Annotated in this window: 12 protein-coding genes; 7 read left to right on the forward strand and 5 right to left on the reverse strand. The window is 63.3% G+C overall.

Features of this window, described 5'->3' with window-relative positions:
• Nucleotide 1: 1 nt before the first annotated feature.
• From feoB to AC6IZO_RS06375, 7 genes are all read left to right on the forward strand, one after another.
• Nucleotides 2-1894: a ferrous iron transport protein B gene (gene feoB / locus AC6IZO_RS06345; protein ID WP_497809116.1), complete on the forward strand. Its 1893-nt coding sequence runs from the start codon at nucleotides 2-4 to the stop codon at nucleotides 1892-1894.
• A gap of 95 nt (nucleotides 1895-1989) precedes the next feature.
• A complete protein-coding gene (locus AC6IZO_RS06350; protein WP_497809118.1) occupies nucleotides 1990-2847 on the forward strand; it encodes a DUF1003 domain-containing protein in 858 nt (285 codons plus the stop codon).
• 103 nt (nucleotides 2848-2950) lie between these two features.
• Complete coding sequence (glpK, locus tag AC6IZO_RS06355) at nucleotides 2951-4447, forward strand: glycerol kinase GlpK (protein WP_497809120.1); 1497 nt, start codon at nucleotides 2951-2953, stop codon at nucleotides 4445-4447.
• Nucleotides 4448-4679: 232 nt separating this feature from the next.
• Nucleotides 4680-6005, forward strand: a complete 1326-nt coding sequence (locus AC6IZO_RS06360; RefSeq protein WP_497809122.1) for an MdtA/MuxA family multidrug efflux RND transporter periplasmic adaptor subunit — start codon at nucleotides 4680-4682, stop codon at nucleotides 6003-6005.
• Nucleotides 6002-9115 carry a multidrug efflux RND transporter permease subunit gene (locus AC6IZO_RS06365; RefSeq protein ID WP_497809124.1) on the forward strand — a complete coding sequence of 1038 codons (3114 nt, stop codon included), beginning with the start codon at nucleotides 6002-6004 and terminating at the stop codon, nucleotides 9113-9115. The genes AC6IZO_RS06360 and AC6IZO_RS06365 overlap by 4 nt, the downstream gene beginning before the upstream one ends.
• Entirely contained in the window at nucleotides 9112-12219 is a 3108-nt protein-coding gene (locus AC6IZO_RS06370; RefSeq protein WP_497809126.1) for a multidrug efflux RND transporter permease subunit, read from the forward strand. Before AC6IZO_RS06365 ends, AC6IZO_RS06370 begins: the two co-directional genes overlap by 4 nt.
• A 2-nt stretch (nucleotides 12220-12221) precedes the next feature.
• Complete coding sequence (locus AC6IZO_RS06375; protein ID WP_497809128.1) at nucleotides 12222-12881, forward strand: YkgJ family cysteine cluster protein; 660 nt, start codon at nucleotides 12222-12224, stop codon at nucleotides 12879-12881.
• A 155-nt stretch (nucleotides 12882-13036) separates the two neighbouring features.
• Here AC6IZO_RS06375 and AC6IZO_RS06380 read toward each other — a convergent pair whose 3' ends face one another.
• From AC6IZO_RS06380 to ilvD, 5 genes are all read right to left on the reverse strand, one after another.
• On the reverse strand, nucleotides 13037-15850 hold the full coding sequence (locus AC6IZO_RS06380) for a protease pro-enzyme activation domain-containing protein (RefSeq protein ID WP_497809130.1): 2814 nt from the start codon (nucleotides 15848-15850) through the stop codon (nucleotides 13037-13039).
• Between the two features lie 639 nt (nucleotides 15851-16489).
• The gene (gene ilvC / locus AC6IZO_RS06385; RefSeq protein WP_497809132.1) at nucleotides 16490-17527 is read right to left on the reverse strand and encodes a ketol-acid reductoisomerase; all 1038 of its coding nucleotides are present in this window, start codon (nucleotides 17525-17527) and stop codon (nucleotides 16490-16492) included.
• Nucleotides 17528-17602: 75 nt separating this feature from the next.
• Complete coding sequence (gene ilvN, locus AC6IZO_RS06390) at nucleotides 17603-18148, reverse strand: acetolactate synthase small subunit (RefSeq protein ID WP_497809134.1); 546 nt, start codon at nucleotides 18146-18148, stop codon at nucleotides 17603-17605.
• A 2-nt stretch (nucleotides 18149-18150) separates the two neighbouring features.
• Nucleotides 18151-19878 (reverse strand): biosynthetic-type acetolactate synthase large subunit, encoded by a 1728-nt coding sequence (gene ilvB / locus AC6IZO_RS06395; protein ID WP_497809136.1) that lies wholly within the window; start codon nucleotides 19876-19878, stop codon nucleotides 18151-18153.
• Between the two features lie 34 nt (nucleotides 19879-19912).
• Nucleotides 19913-21604, reverse strand: coding sequence for a dihydroxy-acid dehydratase (gene ilvD, locus AC6IZO_RS06400; protein WP_497809138.1), 1692 nt, complete (start codon nucleotides 21602-21604; stop codon nucleotides 19913-19915).
• Between the last annotated feature and the right edge of the window lie 559 nt (nucleotides 21605-22163).

Below are 22163 nucleotides of genomic sequence, written 5' to 3' on the forward strand. Positions count from 1 at the left end.
TATGGCAGTTACGGCTCCCGCAGGAAGCCCCGGGCTTCCAACGGTTCCCGCATCCCCGGCAGTTTTCCGTACCATCGCGGTGGTTGGCCCGCCCAACGCGGGCAAAACCACGCTGTTCAACCGGCTCACGGGCCTGCGCCAGAAGGTTGGCAACTTCCCCGGCGTGACGGTGGAGCACCACACGGGCGCCATCCGCGACGCCGCAGGCAACGAGATTACTCTCATTGACCTGCCCGGCGTCTACAGCCTGACGCCGAAATCGGAAGATGAGCGCGTAACGGTAAACGTGCTGAATGGCGAGATGGAAGGCACGCCGCGTCCGGAAGCCGTCATCCTCGTACTGGATTCCAACAACCTGAACCGCCACCTGATGCTGGCAGCGCGCGTCATTGCCCTTGGGCTGCCCACACTGGTGCTGCTCAACATGGCGGACGAGATGCGCAAGCGCGGCGGCGGACTTGATGCCCCCCTGCTCTCGCGCCAGTTGGGCACGCAGGTTGCGCTGGTCAGCGCCGTGACGGGCGAAGGCCTCGAAGCCGTCGACAAGTTTCTCTCCGCACCCGCGCCCAAGCCGAATCCGCTGGAACTGCCCGTGCTGCAGGATACTCAGGGCTGCCGCGAGTGGGCGGTGAAGGTGGGTGCCAACGCCAATTACCATCGCCCGGCCACGCCGCAGTGGACCCGCAAGCTCGACTTCTGGTTCCTGCATCCGGTGTGGGGCGGAGTGATCTTCGCCGTGGTGGTGGTGGCGGTCTTCCAGGTGATCTTCAGCGTAGGACAGCCGCTCTCCACATTGTTCGGAGACCTGCTCGACGCCGGTGGTGCGTGGCTCGGACACGTACTGCCCGCCGGCCTGATGAATTCCCTGCTGGTCAACGGCGTGTGGAAGGGTGTTGGCAGCGTGCTGGTCTTCCTGCCGCAGATCATGATCCTGTTCCTCGTGATCGGCATTCTGGAAGACTCCGGCTACCTGGCGCGCGCGGCGGTCATTACCGACCGCATGATGGCCAAGGTCGGACTGAACGGCAAGAGCTTTATTCCGCTGCTTTCCGCCTACGCCTGCGCGGTGCCTGCCGTAATGGCCACGCGCACCATTGAGAACAAGCGCGACCGCACGGCCACCATCCTGATTGCACCGTTCATGACCTGTTCGGCCCGCCTGCCGGTCTACACCATGATCATCGCGGCCTTCATTCCGAACCGGCCGCTGCTGGGCCCGCTGCTTGGCACGCGCGCCGTGGCCATGCTGAGTCTCTACCTGCTTGGCTTTGTGATGGCTGTCATCACCGCGCGAGTGCTGAAGTCAAGCGTGCTCAAGAGCAAGGATTCGGCCTTCATCATGGAGATGCCGCCCTATCGCTGGCCCACAATGGGCTCGCTTGGGCTGCGCCTGCTGGACCGCTGCAAGGCCTTTGTCTATCGCGCTGGAACGGTCATCCTCGGCGTCTCGATCCTGCTGTGGGCACTAACCACCTTCCCGCTCGTCAACGGACAGCCGCCTGACATTCAGGACAGCGTGATCGCCAAGGTCGGCCATTTCATCGAACCGGCAATTCAGCCGCTGGGCTTTGACTGGAAGATTGGCGTCGGCATTCTGACTTCGTTCGCCGCGCGTGAGGTCATCATTGCCACGCTCGGCACGCTGCATGGTCTCGACGCGGAATCGCACGCGCTCGACCTGCAGTCGGCGCTGCATCAGGACCTCTCGCCTGCTGGAGCCATTGCGCTGCTGGTCTTCTTCGCCTTCGCCATGCAATGCATGTCCACCATCGCAGTGGTGCGCCGCGAGACAAACAGTTGGCGCTGGCCTCTGGCGCAGTTTGCCTACATGACGGTGCTGGCCTACGTAGGCGCGCTGGTGGCATATCAGGTCACGCTGCACGTCTGGCACTAACCTCCACAGATTTCTCAACCGGGTGGCCGTTTCCGTGGTGACGGAAGCGGCCGCTTGCGGCAAACTAGGCTTTACCCTGTTTGCCGGAGATTCGCATGCCTTGTGATCCGCAGGTACTGAAAGCCATTCCCCTGTTTTCGCGTCTGGATGATGATGAGGCGGCCATTCTGGCGGCCCAGGTTGAGCTGAAAACCTTCAAGCCGCGCCAGCGAATCTTCAAGATCGGCGACAACAACGGGCGGGCCTACGTAGTGGTGACTGGGCGCGTGCGCGTCAGCACCGTTGACGACGATCAGCAGGAAGTCTCCGTGGATGAACCGGGCGAGGGCGAATTCTTCGGCTTCGCCTCCATGCTGGAGCGCACGCCGCACCAGACGGAGGCCACGGCGCTCGACGAGTCGGTCTGCATCGAGGTCGACCGCGAAGACATTTTCATCCTCATCCAGCGCAAGCCGCATGCCGGCATGGATATGCTGGCCCAGCTCGGGCATCAGTTCCACGCCTCGCAACACCTGGTGCGCGTGCGCGCCGCGCGCCACCCAAATGAGATCATCGAAGAACAGGAAACCTTTGGCGAACGCGTTGCCGACATGGTCGCCTCCTTCGGCGGCTCCTGGACCTTCATCATCATCTTCAGCGTGACGCTGGCGGTCTACACCACCATCAACGTGATCCTGCGGGGACGCGCCTGGGACCCGTATCCGTTCATCCTCCTGAACCTGTTCCTCTCCATGCTGGCCGCCATACAGGCGCCCATCATCATGATGAGCCAGAACCGGCAGGACAAAAAAGACCGGCTGCGCGGCGAGCTTGATTTCGACGTGAACAAACGCGCACATTCGGAGATTCAGGGGCTAGCCTCGAAGATCAACCACATGAACGACCGCATGGGAGACATCGAGGAAGCGATCAACCTGCGGGGCTCCGCGCAGCCGCCAGAGACAACCCGCTAGAGCGTCTCCTCTCAGATTGCTGGCGCCGTTGTTGAAGTATCCGAACCGCACGGGCGCGGAACCACCGCGTTCCGCTCGCCCGCGTGGTCTACAATGTTCGGTCATGAACGCCCCTCAGTTCGTTCTTGCCCTGGATCAGGGAACCACCAGCAGCCGAGCCATCCTTTTCAACCGTAGCGGAAGCATTGTCGCCGTCGCGCAGGAGGAATTTCCGCAGATATTTCCTGCCCCCGGCGAGGTTGAGCACGATCCGGAACTGATCTGGGACTCGCAACTCGTGGTGGCACAGCAGGTACTGGCGAAGGCGCAGGTAAGTCCCGAGCAGGTGGCCGCCATCGGCCTGACCAACCAGCGCGAAACGACCATTGTGTGGGAGCGCGCGACGGGGCGGGCTGTGGCCAACGCCATTGTCTGGCAGAGCCGCGTAAGCAATTACATTTGCGAAAAGCTGAAGACCGATGGCCACGAGGCGCTCATCCGCGAGCGCACGGGACTGGTGCTCGACCCGTATTTTTCTGCCACCAAGCTCAAGCATCTGCTCGATACGGTGCCCGGACTGCGGCAGAGAGCCGCAAACGGCGAGGTGCTCTTCGGCACCGTCGATAGCTACCTGCTGTGGCGGCTCACCGGCGGCAAGCGCCACGCCACCGACGTTTCCAACGCCAGCCGCACGCTGCTGTTCAACATCAACACCCTGCAGTGGGATGACGAGCTGTTGGCTCTGTTCGACATCCCTCGCCAGATGCTGCCCGAAATCTGTTCGTCCAGCGAAATTTACGGTGAAACCGTCCCCGAACTGTTTGGCCGCGCCATCCCGGTCGCGGGCATTGCCGGAGACCAGCAGGCAGCGCTATTCGGCCAGCAGTGCTTTGCACCCGGAACCGCCAAGGCCACCTATGGCACAGGCTGCTTCGTGCTGTTGAATACGGGCGAGAAGCCCTTCCCCTCGCAGAATGGGCTGCTCACCACCGTGGCGTGGAAGATCTGCAACGAGGTGAGCTACGCGCTGGAGGGCTCCGTTTTCATTGCCGGGGCCGTGGTGCAGTGGCTGCGCGACGGATTGAAGGTGATTGCGCAGTCAGCCGATATTGAGGCCCTTGCCAGTTCGGTGCCGGATTCCGGCGGCGTCTACTTCGTGCCAGCCTTTGTCGGGCTGGGCGCGCCGTACTGGGACCCGCTGGCGCGAGGCACCATCATTGGGCTGACGCGTGAGACCACGGTGGCGCACATTGCGCGCGCGGCGCTGGATTCCATCGCCTACCAGACGCGCGATGTGCTCGACCTGATGCAGACCGAGGCTGGGTTGAAGCTGTGTGGGCTGAGGGTGGATGGCGGCGCCAGCCGCAACAACCGTCTGCTGCAGGCGCAGGCCGATGCGCTCAACGTGAATGTGCGCCGCCCCGTGGTAACAGAAACCACGGCCCTTGGCGCCGCGTACCTGGCAGGGCTGGCCGTGGGCTACTGGAGCGGACGCGAGGAACTGGAGCAGAACTGGCAGCTCGACCGCGAATTCACGCCGCAGATGGACGCCGCGCATCGCGACTCCGCCTACCACCACTGGCAGAAGGCCGTTGCCCGTTCCCGCCAGTGGGCGGAGTGACGACAAAAGCTGACATCACCGACGGCGCCTTTGAGCTACGCTTCACCATGGAATTGGCGCTCCCCACCTGGCTGCGACTTTTTTGCAACTCTTAACATTTCGTAATTCCGCGTTTCGTTATCTAATGGATATAGGTGGTTCGGGCAGCAGTTCACGCATAACTCTGCGATTCTATGCGTCGTAATCCCCAGGAATTTCCCGTGCTTGCTGCGACCAAGGAAGCCGATAGAGCATGAAGTTCAATTTTGTCTCGACTCGCAATCTCCCCCTTCTTGTGCCTGCGATGCTGATCTTCGCCGGCGTTCTCAGCCTTACCGCATGCCAGAAGAAGGCGGCCGATGCGCAGAAGGCCGCAGCCCCCAAGAATCAAGTGGTGCCCGTGGCGGTGTCCACGGCCGAGAAACGCGACATGCCGGTTTACCTGACCGGTCTGGGCAACGTGAGCGCACTCTATACGGTCAACCTCAAGAGCCGGGTTGACGGCCAGATCATGAAGGTGAACTTCACCGAGGGTCAGGAAGTACGGCAGGGGCAATCGCTGGTTGAAATTGACCAGCGTCCCTACCAGGTGGCGCTGGCGCAGGCCAGGGCCACGCTTTACAAGGACCAGGTGCAGCTCAATATCCAAAAGCGCCAGTTGCAGCGCTACCAGGACCTGTTCAAGGCCGGGGTGGTCTCGCGCGAGCAGCTTGATACGCAGGAATCCACCACCGGTGCGCTGGATGGCACGGTGCGCGCCGATCAGGCGCTGGTGGACAACGCACAATTGAACATCACCTACTGCAAGGTGACGGCGCCCATCGGCGGCCGCGTGGGCCTGCGCCAGGTGGACCCCGGCAACATGGTGCACGCCAACGACACGAACGGCATGCTTGTGATTACGCAGCTGCACCCCATCACCGTGCTGTTCACGCTGCCCGAGGACAGCCTTGCCAAGCTGCGCGGAAAGATGCACGGCGCGGGGTTGCCGGTTGAGATCTACAGCCGCGACGACCAGACGAAGCTCGCCGAGGGCAAGCTGCTCACCATCGACAACCAGATTGACCAGACGACCGGCACCGTCCGCCTGAAGGCCGTCTTTCAGAACGCCGACAACCAGCTCTGGCCGAACCAGTTCGTGAACGTGCGCCTGCGGCTCGATACGCGCAAGGACGCGACCGTGATTCCGCTGGCCGCCATGCAGCGCGGCGCGCAGGGCACCTACGTCTTTGCCGTCAAGCCGGATAACACCGTCGAGATGCGCCCCATCACCGTCGATATCACCAATGGCAACCAGATCAGCATCAGCGCTGGCCTGCAGCCGGGCGATCAGGTGGTCACCGACGGACAGGACAAACTGCAGAACGGCAGCAAGATTCAGCCGACGCATAGCAACCACGCGGCAGCCGCCGGTGGAGCCGGCATGGGCGCTCCGGGCAACACGCCCGTCGCAGCGCCTCCTATGCAGATGCCCACCGGTAGCGGAGTCGCGCCTTATGGGCAGCAGCCGCCCGCATCCGGCGCCAGCGCCGGTCAGGGCCAGGGCGGACACAACCGCCAGGGACAGAGCGCGCGGTGAGTCCCAGCAGAATTTTCATTCTTCGTCCTGTCGCCACCACGCTGTTGATGGTGGCGCTGCTGCTGGTCGGCATCGTGGCCTACTTCCAGTTGCCGGTTTCGGCGCTGCCGCAGGTGGACTACCCGACCATACAGGTGACAACCTTCTATCCCGGCGCCAACCCGGACGTGATGAGTTCCTCGGTCACGGCGCCCTTGGAGCGCCAGTTCGGGCAGATTCCGGGCCTGAGCCAGATGACCTCGACCAGCTCGTTCGGCAGCTCGGTCATCACCCTGCAGTTCAAGCTGAACGTTGACATTGACGTGGCCGAGCAGCAGGTGCAGCAGTCGATCAACAGCGGCAGCACCTATCTGCCGAAGGACCTGCCGAACCCGCCGATCTACAGCAAGGTGAACCCGGCCGACGCGCCAATCATCACGCTCGGGCTGACCAGCGAAACCCTGCCACTCTCGCGCGTGGAGGACGTGGCCGACACCGTTCTTGCGCAGAAGATTTCGCAGCTCCCTGGCGTTGGACTGGTCACCATCAGCGGTGGACAGAAGCCCGCCGTCCGCGTGCAGGCCAACCCGACGGCCCTTGCCGGTTACGGCATGAGCCTGGAGGACCTGCGCACGGCACTGGGCACAGCCAATGTCGATCAGGCGAAGGGCGTACTCGACGGCCCGCGCCAGCAGTTTGCCATCGGCGCCAATGACCAGCTGGTTTCCGCCAGCACTTATGCCAACGTCATCGTCGCCTACCGCAACGGCGCGCCCGTGCGCCTGAGCGACGTTGCCACCGTAGTGGATGGCGTGGAGAACGCCAACCAGGCTGCGTGGATGAACACCACGCCCGCGGTCATCATGAACATTCAGCGCCAGCCCGGCGTCAACATCATCAGCGTGGTGGATAGCGTGAAGGAGCTTCTGCCGCGCCTGCAAACCGCGCTGCCCGCCTCGGTGAAGGTACAGGTGCTCACCGACCGCACCGAGACCATCCGCGCCTCGGTGAAGGACGTGCAGTTCGAGATGATGCTGACCATCGCGCTGGTGGTGATGGTGATGTTCCTGTTCCTGCGCAGCCTGTCGGCCACCATCATTCCGTCGGTCGCCGTGCCGCTCTCGCTCATCGGCACCTTCGGCGTGATGTACCTGCTCGACTACTCGCTGGACAACCTCTCGCTGATGGCGCTGACCATCTCGACCGGATTCGTCGTCGACGACGCCATCGTGATGATCGAGAACATCGACCGCTACATTGAGCAGGGTGATACGCCGCTGGATGCCGCGCTCAAGGGCAGCGGACAGATCGGTTTCACCATCATCTCGCTGACCGTCTCGCTCATCGCCGTGCTGATCCCACTGCTGTTCATGGGAGACATTGTCGGCCGCCTGTTCCGCGAGTTCGCCGTCACCCTGGCGGTCACCATTCTTGTCTCGGCCGGCATCTCGCTCACGCTGACGCCGATGATGTGCAGCAAGCTGCTGCGCAAGAAGACCGAGGCCGATCAGGGGCGCTTCTACAAGGCCAGCGAGCACTTCTTCAACGTCGTCATCGAGAAGTACGGCAGCAGCCTCCAGTGGGTGCTTAAGCATCAGGTGGCAACGCTCATCGTTACGGTGGGCACTCTGCTGCTGACCATCTACATGTTCTGGGCCGTCCCGAAGGGCTTCTTCCCGGTGCAGGATACGGGCGTGATTCTCGCCATCTCCGAGGCGCCGCAGACCATCTCCTTCACCGGCATGGAGGCCAAGCAGCGCCAGTTGGCTGACGTGATTCTGCGCGATCCCGACGTGGAGAGCCTTTCGTCGTTCATCGGCGTGGATGGCACCAACACCACGATGAACAGCGGCCGCATCCAGATCAACCTGAAGCCGCACGAGCAGCGCTCAGCCTCGGCCACGGAGATCATCCGCCGCCTTCAGCCGGAGGTCGCCCAGGTCACCGGCATCACGCTCTACATGCAGCCCGTGCAGGACCTGACCGTGGAAGACCGCGTCAGCCGCACGCAGTACCAGTTCTCCATGGAAGGCGCCGACGCCAAGGAGCTGGCGCTGTGGAGCGGGCGGCTGGTGGACGAACTGAAGAAGCTGCCGGAGCTGCGCGACGTGGCCACCGACCAGCAGAGCCAGGGCCTGATGGCCTCTCTGCGCATTGACCGCGACACCGCCTCACGGCTGGGCGTAACGCCGCAGGCTATTGACGACACGCTTTATGACGCCTTCGGCCAGCGCCAGATTTCGACAATCTTCACGCAACTGAACCAGTACCACGTGGTGCTGGAGGTCTCGCCGCAATTCCGCGAGCACCCGGAGGACCTGGCGAACATCTACGTCAAGTCGCTGACCGGCGCACTGGTGCCGCTGACGGCGTTCACCCGCATGGAGGCCGGCAACTCGCCGCTCTCGGTCAACCACCAGGGCCAGTTCCCTGCCGTCACCATCTCCTTTGACACCGCGCACCGCGTCTCGCTGGGCGCTGCCGTCAAGGCCATCAACGCGGCGGAAAAGCGCATTGGAGTCCCGGCCAGCATTCACTCGAAGTTTGAAGGCACCGCCGCGGCCTTCGAGTCGTCGCTGGCCAATGAGCTGTGGCTGGTCATCGCCGCCATTGTCACCGTCTACATTGTGCTGGGCGTGCTCTATGAGAGCTACATCCATCCGGTGACGATTCTCTCCACGCTGCCTTCGGCGGGCGTGGGCGCGGTGCTGGCGCTCAACCTGTTCCAGATCGATCTCGGCGTAGTGGCGCTCATCGGCATCATCCTGCTGATCGGCATTGTGAAGAAGAACGCCATCATGATGATCGACTTTGCGCTGGAGGCCGAGCGCAACGAGGGCAAGCCCCCGCTGGAAGCCATCTACGAGGCCTGCCTGCTGCGCTTCCGCCCCATCATGATGACCACCATGGCGGCGCTGCTCGGCGGCATACCGCTGGCGCTGGGCCGCGGCACCGGCAGCGAACTTCGCCACCCGCTCGGCGTCAGCATCGTCGGCGGCCTGATCTTCAGCCAAGTGCTCACGCTCTACACCACGCCGGTGGTTTACCTGGCATTTGACCGCGTGGCGCGCTGGCTGGGCCACGGCAACCGCAACCCGGAACCGAACGAGGCGATTGAGGCTGGTCTATGAACATCTCCGCGCCATTTGTAAGGCGCCCGGTTGCGACCACGCTGCTGACCTTCGCGTTGCTGCTGGCCGGAGGACTCGCCTACCAGCTGCTGCCCGTTGCACCGCTGCCGCAGGTGGAGTACCCGGTGATTCAGGTTGGAGCCTCGCTGCCCGGAGCCGACCCGGACACAATGGCCTCCTCTGTGGCAACGCCCCTGGAGCGCCAGTTCGGGCGCATCGCAGGCATCTCGCAGATGACCTCGAGCAGCCAGCTTGGCTCCACCAGCATCACGCTGCAATTCGACCTGAGCCGCGACATTGACGGCGCGGCGCGTGACGTGCAGGCGGCCATCAACGCCGCCCGTGGCCAGTTGCCGTCGAACCTGCCGAGCAACCCCGGCTACCGCAAGGTGAATCCGGCGGATTCGCCGGTCATGATTGTGGCACTGACCAGCGACGTGCTGACGCAGGCGCAGATGTACGACGTGGCCGACTCAATCCTCGCGCAGAAGCTGGCGCAGGTCCCCGGCGTCGGACAAGTTTTCGTCGGCGGCAGTTCCAAGCCCGCCGTGCGTGCCGAGGTCAACCCGACCATTCTGAACAAACTGGGCGTGGGCATCGACCGTGTACGCACCGCGCTGGCCGCAGCCAACGCCAACAAGCCCAAGGGCGCTATCTCCGACGGCACCACGATGATGGCACTGAACGCCGACGACCAGATCACGCGCGCCCGACAGTACCGCCCGCTCATCGTGGCACAGGGCCGCAACGGCGCCATCCTGCGCCTGAGCGACGTGGCCGAAGTGGTGGACGGCAACGAGGACATACGCAACGCGGGGCTGGCCAACGGACGCCCGGCCGTGCTGCTGGTCATCTTCCGCCAGCCCGGCGCCAACATCATTGAGACCGTCGACAACGTGACGCGGCTGCTGCCGCAGTTGCAGGCCTCCATTCCGCCGACCATCAACCTGAAGACGATCCTGGACCGCACCACCACCATTCGCGCCTCGGTGCATGACGTTCAGCGCACGCTGGTCATCTCGATCTGTCTGGTGGTGCTCATCGTTTTCCTGTTCCTGCGGAATGTCGGCGCCACCATCATTCCGAGCATCTCGGTGCCGCTCTCGCTGGTGGGCACGTTCGCGGCAATGTACCTGCTCGGCTATTCGCTGGACAACCTGTCTCTGATGGCGCTGACGATCTCCACCGGCTTCGTGGTAGATGACGCCATCGTGGTGATTGAGAACATCTCACGCCACATTGAGGACGGCATGCCGCCGATGCAGGCGACGCTGCGCGGCTCGCGCGAGATCGGCTTTACCGTGCTCTCCATGAGCACCTCGCTGATCGCGGTCTTCATCCCCATCCTGATGATGGGCGGCATTGTGGGCCGCCTGTTCCGCGAATTCGCCGTCACCCTCAGCATCGCCATCGCCGTCTCGCTGGTGGTGAGCCTGACGACCACCCCGATGATGTGCGCGCGCCTCCTGAAGTCGCAGCGCGACCGCCAGCACGGCCTGCTCTATCGCCTCTCCGAAAAATTCTTCGATGGGCTGAACAGCTTTTACCGCGCCACGCTTACCAAGGTGCTGGCCTACCCTGGAATCACGCTGACGGTGCTGCTGCTAACCGTGGCCGCCAACTTCTACCTGTGGGCGGTGGTGCCCAAGGGCATCTTCCCGCAGCAGGACGTGGGCCGCATGGGCGGTGCCGTGCAGGGCGCACAGGATGTCTCGTTCCAGTCGATGCGCGACAAGGTAAAGGCCTTCCAGGCCATCGTGCGGCAGGACCCGGCGGTCGAAAACGTCATGTCGTTTGCCGGCGGCGGCAACGCCCCGAACACCGCCCGCATGTTCGTGACGCTCAAACCGCTGGAGCAGCGTAAAGGAACCTCGGTCGACGATGTGATCAACCGCATGCGCAAGAAACTGGCCGTGGTTCCGGGCGCAAACCTCTACATGCAGGCGGCGCAGGACCTGCAGATTGGCGGCCGCATGGGCAACGCGCAGTACCAGTACACGCTGCAGGGCGAAAGCCTCCAGGAGCTGATTGAGTGGGCTCCGAAGATGCTGGAAGCCATGCGCAAGCTGCCCATGCTGCGCGATGTGAACAGCGACCAGCAGATGCGCGGATTGCAGCAGAAGGTCATCATTGACCGCGACACCGCCGCCCGCTTGGGCATCAGCGCGCAGCAGATTGATGACGCGCTCTATGACGCCTTCGGCCAGCGGCAGGTCTCGAACATCTACATGCCGCTGAACCAGTACCACGTGGTGATGGAAGTGGCCCCCGAGTGGCAGCAGAGCCCGGACGTGCTGAACGTGATCTACGTTCGCTCCAGCAGCGCTCAGATGGTGCCGCTCTCGGCCATTGCGCATTTCGGGCCCACCAACACGCCGCTCTCGGTCAACCACCAGGGCCCGTTCCCCTCGGTGACCATCTCGTTCAACCTGGCGCCGGGGGCGGCACTGGGCAATGCTTCGGCCGCCATTGAGCAGGTGCAGCGCGACATGCGTCTGCCCTCGAGCATCCACCCCCGCTTTCAGGGCACGGCGCAGGCATTTCAGGATTCGCTGAAGAGCATGCCCCTGCTGGTGGTTGCCGCGCTCTTCATGGTCTACATCGTGCTCGGCGTGCTCTACGAGAGCTACATCCACCCGATCACGATTCTCTCAACGCTGCCTTCGGCGGGCGTGGGCGCCATCTTGGCGCTGCTACTCACCAACTCGGAGCTGAACCTCATCTCGCTCATCGGCATCATTCTGCTCATCGGACTGGTGAAGAAGAACGCGATCATGATGATCGACTTTGCGCTGGCTGCCGAGCGCGATGAGGGCAAGAGCCCGCACGACGCCATCTTCGAGGCCTGCCTGCTGCGCTTCCGGCCAATCATGATGACCACCATGGCCGCCATGCTCGGAGCCGTACCGCTGGCCTTTGGACACGGTGTGGGCAGCGAACTGCGCCGCCCGCTCGGCATTGCCATCGTCGGCGGACTGGCCGTGAGCCAGGTGCTCACGCTCTACACCACGCCGGTCGTCTACCTGTTCCTCGATAAGCTCACCCGCCGCCGCACCATCGCCAAGCTCGATGCCGAGCCGGACGGCTTACCCGGAAAGGCGTAATCATGCCGGACGCCACCAGGCTCACGCAGATTGCGCCCGCCCGTCGTGCTCCGCAGGCGTTCGCCACGCTGCGGGCAAAGGACGAGGAGTTGCGGCGAACTGTCGACGCGGCCTTTGCCGATGCCTCCCGGCGCAGTGGCACTCATTTGAAGTGCAAGCCGGGATGCACCCAGTGCTGCGTCGGAGTCTTCCCTGTCTCGCAATTGGACGCCGCACGGCTCAAGGCTGGCATGCGTGAACTCGCAGTCTCCGATCCGGCACGCGCGCAGCGGGTGAAGGCCCGCGCCCGGCGGACGTGGCAGCAGATCTCCGCAGACTTTCCTGGAGATCGCCGCACAGGCCTGCTTGCCACCGACCGCCACTCTCAGGAGGCATTTGAGGATTACGCCAATGATGCCGTCTGCCCGGCGCTCGATCCCGCAACCGGACTCTGCGACGTTTATGCGTGGCGCCCCATGACCTGCCGCATATTTGGCCCGCCCGTGCGCAGCGGCGAGGGCCTCGGCGTCTGCGAACTGTGCTACCGCAGGACCACCCCGGAGAAGATCGCGCAATGCGAGATGGTTCCAGACCCTGATGGCTTGGAAGCAAAGCTCGACCGGCAACTGCGCCGCGCCACTGGCCGCCGTGGCGAAACAATTGTGGCCTTCGTGCTCCGCTAATCCAGGCTGGAGTTCATCGCTTCTCTCCACACTTGAAAGGCCGCAAAGTCATGCTCTGCGCGCCGTAGTCCGCACACCATTACGTTCGCGCCACAAAGCGAAAGCCCCGCTGGTTGGCGGGGCTTCGATTCTGTCACGGCCGAGGCCGCGTCTGATTAATCGGTGATCTTGATGGTCAGCGTAGCGGTGTGCGGCGTGCCCGAGGCAACCGCAGTGCCGATCGTCACCGTATAGGTGCCGGTCTTGACCCAGGTGCTGCGGCTGCTTCCTCCGCAGCTGACGCCACCCAGTACGAACATCAGGATCATGAGCAGCATGGGCAGGGCGAAGCGCCGGCGACGGCTGCTGCCGAACGGCAGCACAACCAGCACGCCCGCAAAAGCCACGCCCGAAGCAAGCACCCAGCGATTCTGCAACGGCTTCGGACCCAAGCTAGCCGTGGAACCGGCGACCGTCGAGATCGTCAGCGTAGAGCTGCTCGGGTTGATGCCGTCCGGAGTAACCGACGTGGGGCTGAAGGTGCAGGTGGCATTCGCCGGCAGGCCCACGCAGCTGAAGGTAACCTTCTGCGTAAAGCTGCCCAGAGGAATCACATTGGCTGCCGCCTGGCCGGAGTCGCCACGCGTGATGCTGATCGTGGACGGAACCACCTGGAAGACGAAGTCGCTGATGGTCTGAACCAGCGTCGTCGAGGTCGATGCGGCGTTGTTGCTGTCGCCCGAGTAGTTGGCAACCAGCGAGTGGGTACCGCCGCTGAGGCCGCTGGAGGCGATGGTCGCCGTCGCAACGCCGGTGGTGGAGCTGGCCGTCAAGCCAGCCGAGCCTACGGTGCTGCTGCCTTCCGTCAGCGTGACCGTACCGGTCGGCGTAACGCCGCCCGCGCTGGTGACGGTGATGGTGAAGGTCACGACCGTGCCAGCGGCCGCTGAGCTTGCACTCGTGGCCAGCGTCGTGGTGGTCGTGGTGGTTCCAGTCGCATTGGCGCGCGCCGTGTTCCAGGCGGTCGCCAGGGCGGAAGCATCCACCGAACCGAGGCCGGTGCTCAGGTCATAGCCGGTGCCCGCGCTGTAACCGTAGGTGCTGGAATCGGCGGCGACCATGACCGCATTGGCCTTCAAGCCCGTGGCGGTGCCGACCGACTCGGCGACCTTGCCATTGCCGGTGACGGCGTTGGTGCCGCTGGTGATGTCGTGGAAGATCGTGTGGTTCGAGGCTTCCTTGTTATAGAGCGTGTACAGCACCGAGGCTGCGCTGCCAAGGCCGCGGCTGTTGCCGGACTTCTCGGCTACCAGCGCGAGCATGCCAGCGAAGGCGGAGCTTGAAGCCGACGCGCCGTTCAGAGTGTAGATGCTGCCATTCGAGCAGGAGCGGTTCAGGCAGACGGCGTAACCGTCATGCGAGGCCGAAGCCAGCGAGACGTCCGGCACCAGGCGCATGGCCTGCGTGTAGTAGCCGGTGCCCGCGCCATCCAGGTTCGAGTAATCGACACCGAAGAAGACATTGGCGAGGAGGTAGCTGTTCAGCGTGCTGACGCCGCTGGCGGTCTGCCACGTCGGCTGGCTCCACAGGCTGCTGGCGCCGCCGCCGGAGGCCGCGAGCTTGTTGCTCGTCTCATTCCACACTGCTTCCGGAATGTAGCTCTTCGCCGAAGACTGCGTGCTGTCCGAGGTGGTCGTCCAGTAGGCGGTGCTGTCGGAATCGCTGAACTGTGTGCCGCCCACGGCGACGTTGTAAGGCGTAGAGGCCAGACCGTTCACATCCGAACCGGCTGCGACGAAGGCTCCGGTCGAACCGGAGACGTTGCAACCGTACGCGCCGCTGGTGCCGGAAGAAACCACGGCGGTGATGCCCTGCGCGGCGGCCTGCTGCCACAGTGCGCGGTAGAACTGCGCGGCCAGCCCCATCGAGGATTCGCACTCGCTATAGCTGGTGGTGACGACGCGGGCAAGGTTGTGGTCCACGGCGTAGGCGGCGGAAACAGCCACGCCGTCGCCAAAGCTCGACTGGCTGGCAACGTAGTAGATGCTCGCGGCGGGCGCCACAGCGCCGGCCCAAGTTGCGTCCAGCACCGACTGCGCGTAGCTCGAGTTCTGCGCCACGTCGCCGTTCAGGATCACCTTCGGCAGGTTCGCCTGATAGGTGGCGGACATACCGTAGGCCGAGCGGAAGTCGGCAATATCGGCGGTGTCGATGGCCGAGCGGCCGATGACGGCGATGCTCTGGCCCGTGCCGTCGATGCCGTTGTTCCACAGCGACTTCACGTTGTAGATGGTGGCGAAGTCGGCCGGGGCCATGGCGCGCGTGCCGGTGGCGAAGCTGATCTCGCCCTTGCTGTTGATGGTGCCGGTAGCGGCAGTGGCGACCGTGTTCGCCGCCGGGTTGCCGGTCAGCGAAACCACGCCCTTGACGACCGCCTGCAACGCCGTCGGAATCGTGATGGCGGAGGCGTTGGCAATGTAGCTCTGTCCGTTCAGCGTGTAGGTGTGCAGCTCGGTGCCGAAGGCCGTCTCGACCTGCGCCGCGGTGCCGCTGAAGACGATGAAGCGGCGGCTGGCGGCGACTTCATTCACCGTGAGGCCGTTGCTCTCAAGCCAGGCCTGCACCTGCGCCACGTCGGTGGAGGCGACGCCATAGCGTGCGCCAAACTGCGACGCGCTCAGCCACTTGTGATAGTGGCCGGAGCCGTACGTCTGCTGCGACGCAACCAGCGCGGCGGCAGCGGCGTCCTGCTGCTCCGTGGGAGCCAGCATCAGGATCATGCGGCCCAGGCTGGTGCCCGAAGCCAAACGTCCGGTTTCCACACTCTGCTTGAGCAGGCGCGAGGTGCTGTTCTCAAGGGCAACGCGCTCGGAGTTGTTCACAGCGGAAACGACTCGGACCGAGGGCGCGACGGTCTGGGCCCAGGTTGTGCCCAGCAGCATGCAGACCAGCACCAGAAGCAAGCAAGCAACGGAGGAACGGAGTCTCATCAGCAATATTTCTCCCAAACGAACAGCTGGCGCGCGAAGGGCGCGCATGAATGCCAGACCAAAGACGCGACTGGTACGCCTCGCCGCAGCCCGATGCACGTCAAACACCGTGCAAAGGCCACTTTACGTCTCCCTGCCGGACACCGGGAATCCCCGTCACGTCCGGCGGTGATTGCAAGGCACACACCAACTCTCGCGTTGCACTAGTGTATTTCACGGCGCGGCAAATGTCACAGCGCAGGACTCACACACCACGGCCCTGCCGCCACGCAATGGGCGGCGCCATAAGAACACCCTCTCCGGCAGGAATTTCAATCGGCACAAGCAAACGGGGGCATGGCCGGAAAGTGCATGCCCCCGCACTTGAAGTTGCTCTTTTGATTCTTTCGGATAGGCCCGTTTCGGTCAACTGAAAACTTCCTAATCTTCCGACAAAACCCGCCCGCAACTTGTGGATTCCGTGAGGTTTTTCGCACCGCGGCTCGCAACTGTGGAGCGCGAGAGTCCACTGCGGCCTGATAGCCGCAGGCCTTCACGCAGCGGCCCCGGGAATGCCCCGCAGAAAACAAAAAATAGGGCCGTCTCACGACGGCCCAGGAGCAATGCTCTCCGTGAATAATCCCAGAAGCGCTGGAACGCCTATTTCTTGGCGTTGGCCGTCGACTGCATTTTGCGCGCGTCGATCGGGTTGATGAAGGACATCATCGAGCGCAGCTTGGCGCCGACTTCCTCGATCAGCAGTTCCTGTTCCTTCAACCGCATGGTCTCGAACGTCTTGCGGCCCGTCTTGTTCTCCTCAATCCAGTTCTTGGCAAAGGTACCGTCCTGGATGGCGGTAAGAATGTTCTTCATCGCAGCCTTCGACTCGGGGCCGATGACCTGCGGACCCGCGGTGTAGTCGCCGTACTCGGCGGTGTCGCTGACCGAATAGCGCATGTAGCTGAGACCGCCGCGATAGATCAGGTCGACGATCAGCTTCAGCTCATGCAGGCACTCGAAATAGGCAATCTCCGGCTGATAGCCAGCATCCACCAGCGTCTGGAAGCCGGCCTTGATGAGGTCGCTGACGCCGCCGCAGAGGACAGCCTGCTCGCCGAACAGGTCGGTTTCGGTCTCCTCGGTGAAGGTGGTTTCGATGACGCCGGCGCGGGTGCCGCCGATGCCCTTGGCGTAGGAGAGGCCGAGCGCGTGCGCCTTGCCGGTGGCGTCCTGATGAACGGCCAGCAGGCACGGCGTGCCGCCGCCTTCCTGGAAGACCTCGCGGACGCGATGGCCCGGAGCCTTCGGCGCCACCATGGTCACGTCAACGTCCTTCGGCGTGGTGATGGTGCCGTAGCGGATGTTGAAGCCGTGCGCAAACATCAGCATCTTGCCGGCCTTCAGGTGCGGAGCAATGTGCTTGGAGTAGATGTCGGCCTGCGCGGTGTCCGGCGCAAGGATCATGATGACGTCGGCCCACTCGGAAACCTCGTCGACCGAACCCACCACCAGCCCCGCGTTGCGCGCCTTGGCGGCCGACTTGCTGCCCTCCTGCAGGCCAATGCGAACGTCAACGCCGCTGTCCTTCAGGTTCAGTGCGTGGGCGTGTCCCTGCGAGCCGTAACCGATGATGGCGACCTTCTTCGCCTGGATGAGGGTGAGGTCCGCCGCGTTGTCGTGATAAATCTTCAAAGCCATGAATTCGTCCTCTTTCTTCCTTCCTGAATCTCGTTAGCAAAAAATCTGCGTTCAGCCTGACTTCGGCCGGAGCGGTTACACCGAATAGGAAACGCTGCTGTCGTCGGTGAAGATGGCGGCGGTGGCGTTAGCTTCCTTCTGCGATTTGGCGCCACGGCGCATGGCCACCAGGCCGGTGCGCACCATTTCCAGCACGCCGTAAGGCCGCAGCACGTCGAGCAGGCCGTCGATCTTCTCCTCGGTGCCGGTGATTTCAACCGTCAGCGAGTCGGTGGCGACATCGACCACGCGCCCGCGAAATACGTTGACCAGGTCGAGCACCTGCGGACGCGAGTCCTGATTGCAGGCCACCTTGATCATCGCGAGGTCGCGCTGGATCGACGGGTCGCCGGTAATGTTCTCCACCAGCAGCACATTCACCAGCTTGTAGAGATGGGCCTCGATGCGGCGCGCGCCGTCGGCGTCGGTATCCACGACGATGGTCATGCGCGAGACTTCCGGCTTCTCCGTGCGGCCCACGGTCAGCGAATCAATGTTGAAGGCGCGGCGGCGGAACAGCGATGCAACCCGCGTCAGCACGCCCGGCTTGTTTTCCACGTAAACCACGAATACGTTCAGCATCGTTACACGTCCGCCGCAGTCTCCACGATCGGGCTGGGACGCCGGATCATGTGGTGCAGGTCCGCACCGGCAGGAACCATCGGATACACCGAATCCTCCTGCTCAACGCGGAAGTCAATGAGTACGGGACCGGGATGCTTGCGGGCCTCACGCACGGTGGTCTCCACCTGCGCGCGCTCGCTCACCCGGAAGGCCTTCACGCCATAAGCCTCGGCCAGCTTGGTGAAGTCGGGGCTGAGCATGGGCGTGGCCTGGTAGTTGCGCTCGTAGAAGAACTCCTGCCACTGGCGCACCATGCCGAGGTAGCCGTTGTTGATGATGGCGATGTTGATCTTCAAGCCTTCCTGCATCATCGTCGCCAGCTCGCACAACGTCATCTGGAAGCCGCCGTCGCCAACCACCACCCAGACTTCCTTGTCCGGGCAGGCCAATTTTGCGCCAATGGAGGCCGGCATGGCGAAGCCCATGGTGCCGAGGCCGCCCGAGGTCAGCAGCGTGCGCGGAGCGTCATGCTTGTAGTACTGCGCCTCCCACATCTGGTGCTGGCCCACGTCGGTCACCACCAGCGCCTTGCCCTCGGTCTCGCGCCACAGATCGTTGATGACGTGCGCCGCGTAGAGGTGTCCGTTGTCCGGCAGGTTCTGGATGTCGCGCACGGCGGATTCGCCCTTGAGACCGTGGATGTGGTCGAACCACTCCTTGCGCTCCTGGCCTTCCACCGACGGCAGAATGCGCTCGAGCACGTCGCAGAGGTCGCCGACCAGAGCCACGTCGACCTTCACATTCTTGTTGATCTCCGACGGGTCGATCTCAACGTGGATTTTCTTCGCGTTCGGAGCGTAGGTTTTCAGGTTGCCGGTCACGCGGTCGTCAAAGCGCATGCCAAGCGCAATGAGCAGGTCCGCGTCCTGAATTGCCTGATTGACCCACGCCTCGCCGTGCATGCCCATCATGCCCAGGTTCAGCGCGTGGTTGGCCGGGAAGGCTCCGATGCCGAGCAGCGTGGTAGCCACCGGAATGTTCGCCTTCTCCGCCAGATCCTTCACCTTGTCCATTGCACCGGACATCATGATGCCGTGACCGGCAAAAATGACCGGGCGCTTGGAGCCGTGCATCAGCTCGATGGCCTGCTGATACTCGGCCTCCTCGGGCGAAAGGTCGGGACGATAGCCAGGGAGCTGCGGCTCGGCGGCCTCCCAGTCGAACTCGGCCGTGCCCTGCTGCGCATCCTTGGTGATATCAATCAGCACCGGTCCCGGGCGGCCTGACTGCGCGATGTAGAACGCCTCGCGGATGGTGCGCGCCACGTCGGCGGTGCGCGTGACCAGGTAGTTATGTTTGGTCACCGGCAGTGTGACGCCGGTGATATCGACTTCCTGAAACGCGTCGGTGCCGATCAGCTTGCTGCCCACCTGCCCGGTAATGCAGACGATGGGGATGGAGTCGAGCATGGCGGTGGCGATGCCGGTGACCATATTGGTAGCGCCGGGGCCGCTGGTGGCAACCGCCACGCCCACCTTGCCGCTGGCGCGCGCGTAGCCGTCAGCCATATGCGTGGCACCCTGCTCATGGCGCACCAGCACGTGATGGATGGACGAGTGCTTCAGCGCGTCATAGGTGGGCAGGATGGCGCCGCCAGGGTAGCCGAACACCACGCTCACCCCTTCACGCTCCAGACAGGCCCACACAATTTCAGCGCCGGTCATTTTATTGGACTTCTGTTCGCTCATGCATTCCTTTCACTTGAGGCCGAATGCGCCCTTGCTACTTGTCAAAACGAGGCGTGGTGACCGCGCCCTTGGAGGCCGACGAAACCATGGCGGCGTACTTCGCAAAAACGCCGCTGGTGTAGTGCGGAGCCGGCTCCTTCCATTCCTTGAAGCGGCGCGCAATCTCTTCCTGGCTGATCTCCACGTTGAGCGTGCGGCTGGCGACGTCGAAGGTCACGATGTCACCCTCGCGGACAACGGCAATCGGCCCGCCGAGCGCCGCCTCAGGAGAAACGTGTCCGGCGACGAGGCCGCGCGTGGCTCCGGAGAAGCGACCGTCGGTCAGCAGCGCCACCGTGTTGCTCAACTCGGGAATGCCGCTGATGGCGGCCGTAACGCCGAGCATCTCGCGCATGCCGGGACCGCCACGCGGCCCTTCATAGCGGATGACGACCACGTCGCCGGGCTTGATCTTTCCCTGCTCCACGGCCGCGAACGCCGCTTCTTCGCCATCAAAGACGCGAGCCGGGCCGCTGTGGTGCATGGTGTTGTGGCCGCTCAGCTTCATCACGCAGCCTTCCGGCGCAAGCGAACCCTTCAGAATCACCTGCCCGCCAAACGGCTTCACCGGCTTCGCCACCGACCAGATCACTTCCTGTCCGGGCGTCTCCGGGGCCTTGGATGCTTCTTCGCCGATCGTCTTGCCGGTCACGGTGAGGCAGTCGGTGTTGAGCAGGCCGCCTTCCATCAGGCGCTTGGCTACCAGCGGCGAGCCGCCGGCCTTGTAGAGATCGGTTGCCATAAAGCGTCCACCCGGCTTGAGGTCGCAGATGACGGGAACCTTGGAGTTGATGCGGTCGAAATCGTCGATGGAGAGATCGACTCCGAATTCGTGCGCGATGGCCAGCAGGTGCAACACGGCATTGGTGGAGCCGCAGGTGCAAGCGACACTGGCGATGGCGTTTTCAATCGAGGCTTTGGTGACAATCTGGCTCGGGCGCAGGTCCTTGTTCACCAGCTCCATGATGAGCTTGCCCGCTTCGTAGGCCACCTTCTTCTTGGCCTCCAGCGTGGCCGGCACGCAGTTGCCGCCGAGCGGCGAGATGCCGAGGAACTCGCAGACCATGGACATGGTGTTGGCCGTGAACTGGCCGCCGCAGGCGCCGGCGCCGGGGCAGGCGTGGTCTTCAATGTCCTGCAATTCGGCGTCACTCATCACGCCGCGCGCGTGCGCGCCCACGGCCTCGAAGACGTCCTGCACGGTCACGTCGCGGCCCTGGAACTTGCCGGGCGCGATGGAGCCGCCGTAGAGCATCAGCGAAGGCGCGTCCCAGCGGGCGAGCGCCATCACGGTGCCGGGAATGGTCTTGTCGCAGGCGGAAAGTGCAATCACGCCGTCAAACATGTTGCCTCGCGATACCAGTTCGATGGAGTCGGCGATGACCTCGCGGCTGATGAGCGAAGCCTTCATGCCCTCGGTGCCCATAGTGATGCCGTCGGAGATGCTAACGGTGTTGAACTCCATCGGCGTGCCGCCGGCGTCGCGTACGCCCTGCTTGATGCACTCGGCCAGCTCGCGCAGGTGGTAATTGCACGGGCCGATCTCGGTCCAGGTGTTGGCGATTCCGATGATGGGCTTGTTGAGGTCTTCCTGGGTGAAACCGACGGCATGCAGCATGGCGCGGGCCGGGGCGCGGCTGGCGCCTTCAATGATGCTGCTGCTTCTACGCTTGGTCTTCGAGTCCATGAATTCGCACTTTCCGTTTCTGAGTTATTTCCGTCTTAAAAGAGAAAAGCCACCGTCTCTGGTGAGGGGCGGTGGCTTTTCAAAACTTGTTTCTTGCTTAAGCCTAAGCCCCTGCACCGCCCCGGATTACGAGTACGAGTACCAGAAGGAGGCTAATAATAGGCAGTCGGGAAATCAGCACGCGGACCTGCTCCTGCGCGTCGAGGGCGGAAGCATTGTCGCGAATTTGTTTGCTGATTTTCATGGTGCCGCAGGTTAACACTTTCACTCTTGCTGAACAACCCGGCGTTTCTCAACTGGCTTTGGCAACCGCCGCAGCCCGCCGCGCACATTCGTTTGGATGTGGCTCGACACGGACGCGAACTGCGTTGCTCTCTGCTCAAAGTCTCCAGTGTTTGCGATGGCCCGGCAGGCCGGTCAAGAACGCGATGGAGTGATACTATGGCCCCGGCGTGCATAAATCAAATTTCTAATTTCGCAGTTGTCATTAGCCATACTGATTTATCAAAACAAAGCGACAGGCAGGATTAGGCGGAGTGATTCAGCACGCTCCCGGCCC

The sequence above is a fragment of the Oryzophilus luti genome (assembly GCF_059726245.1).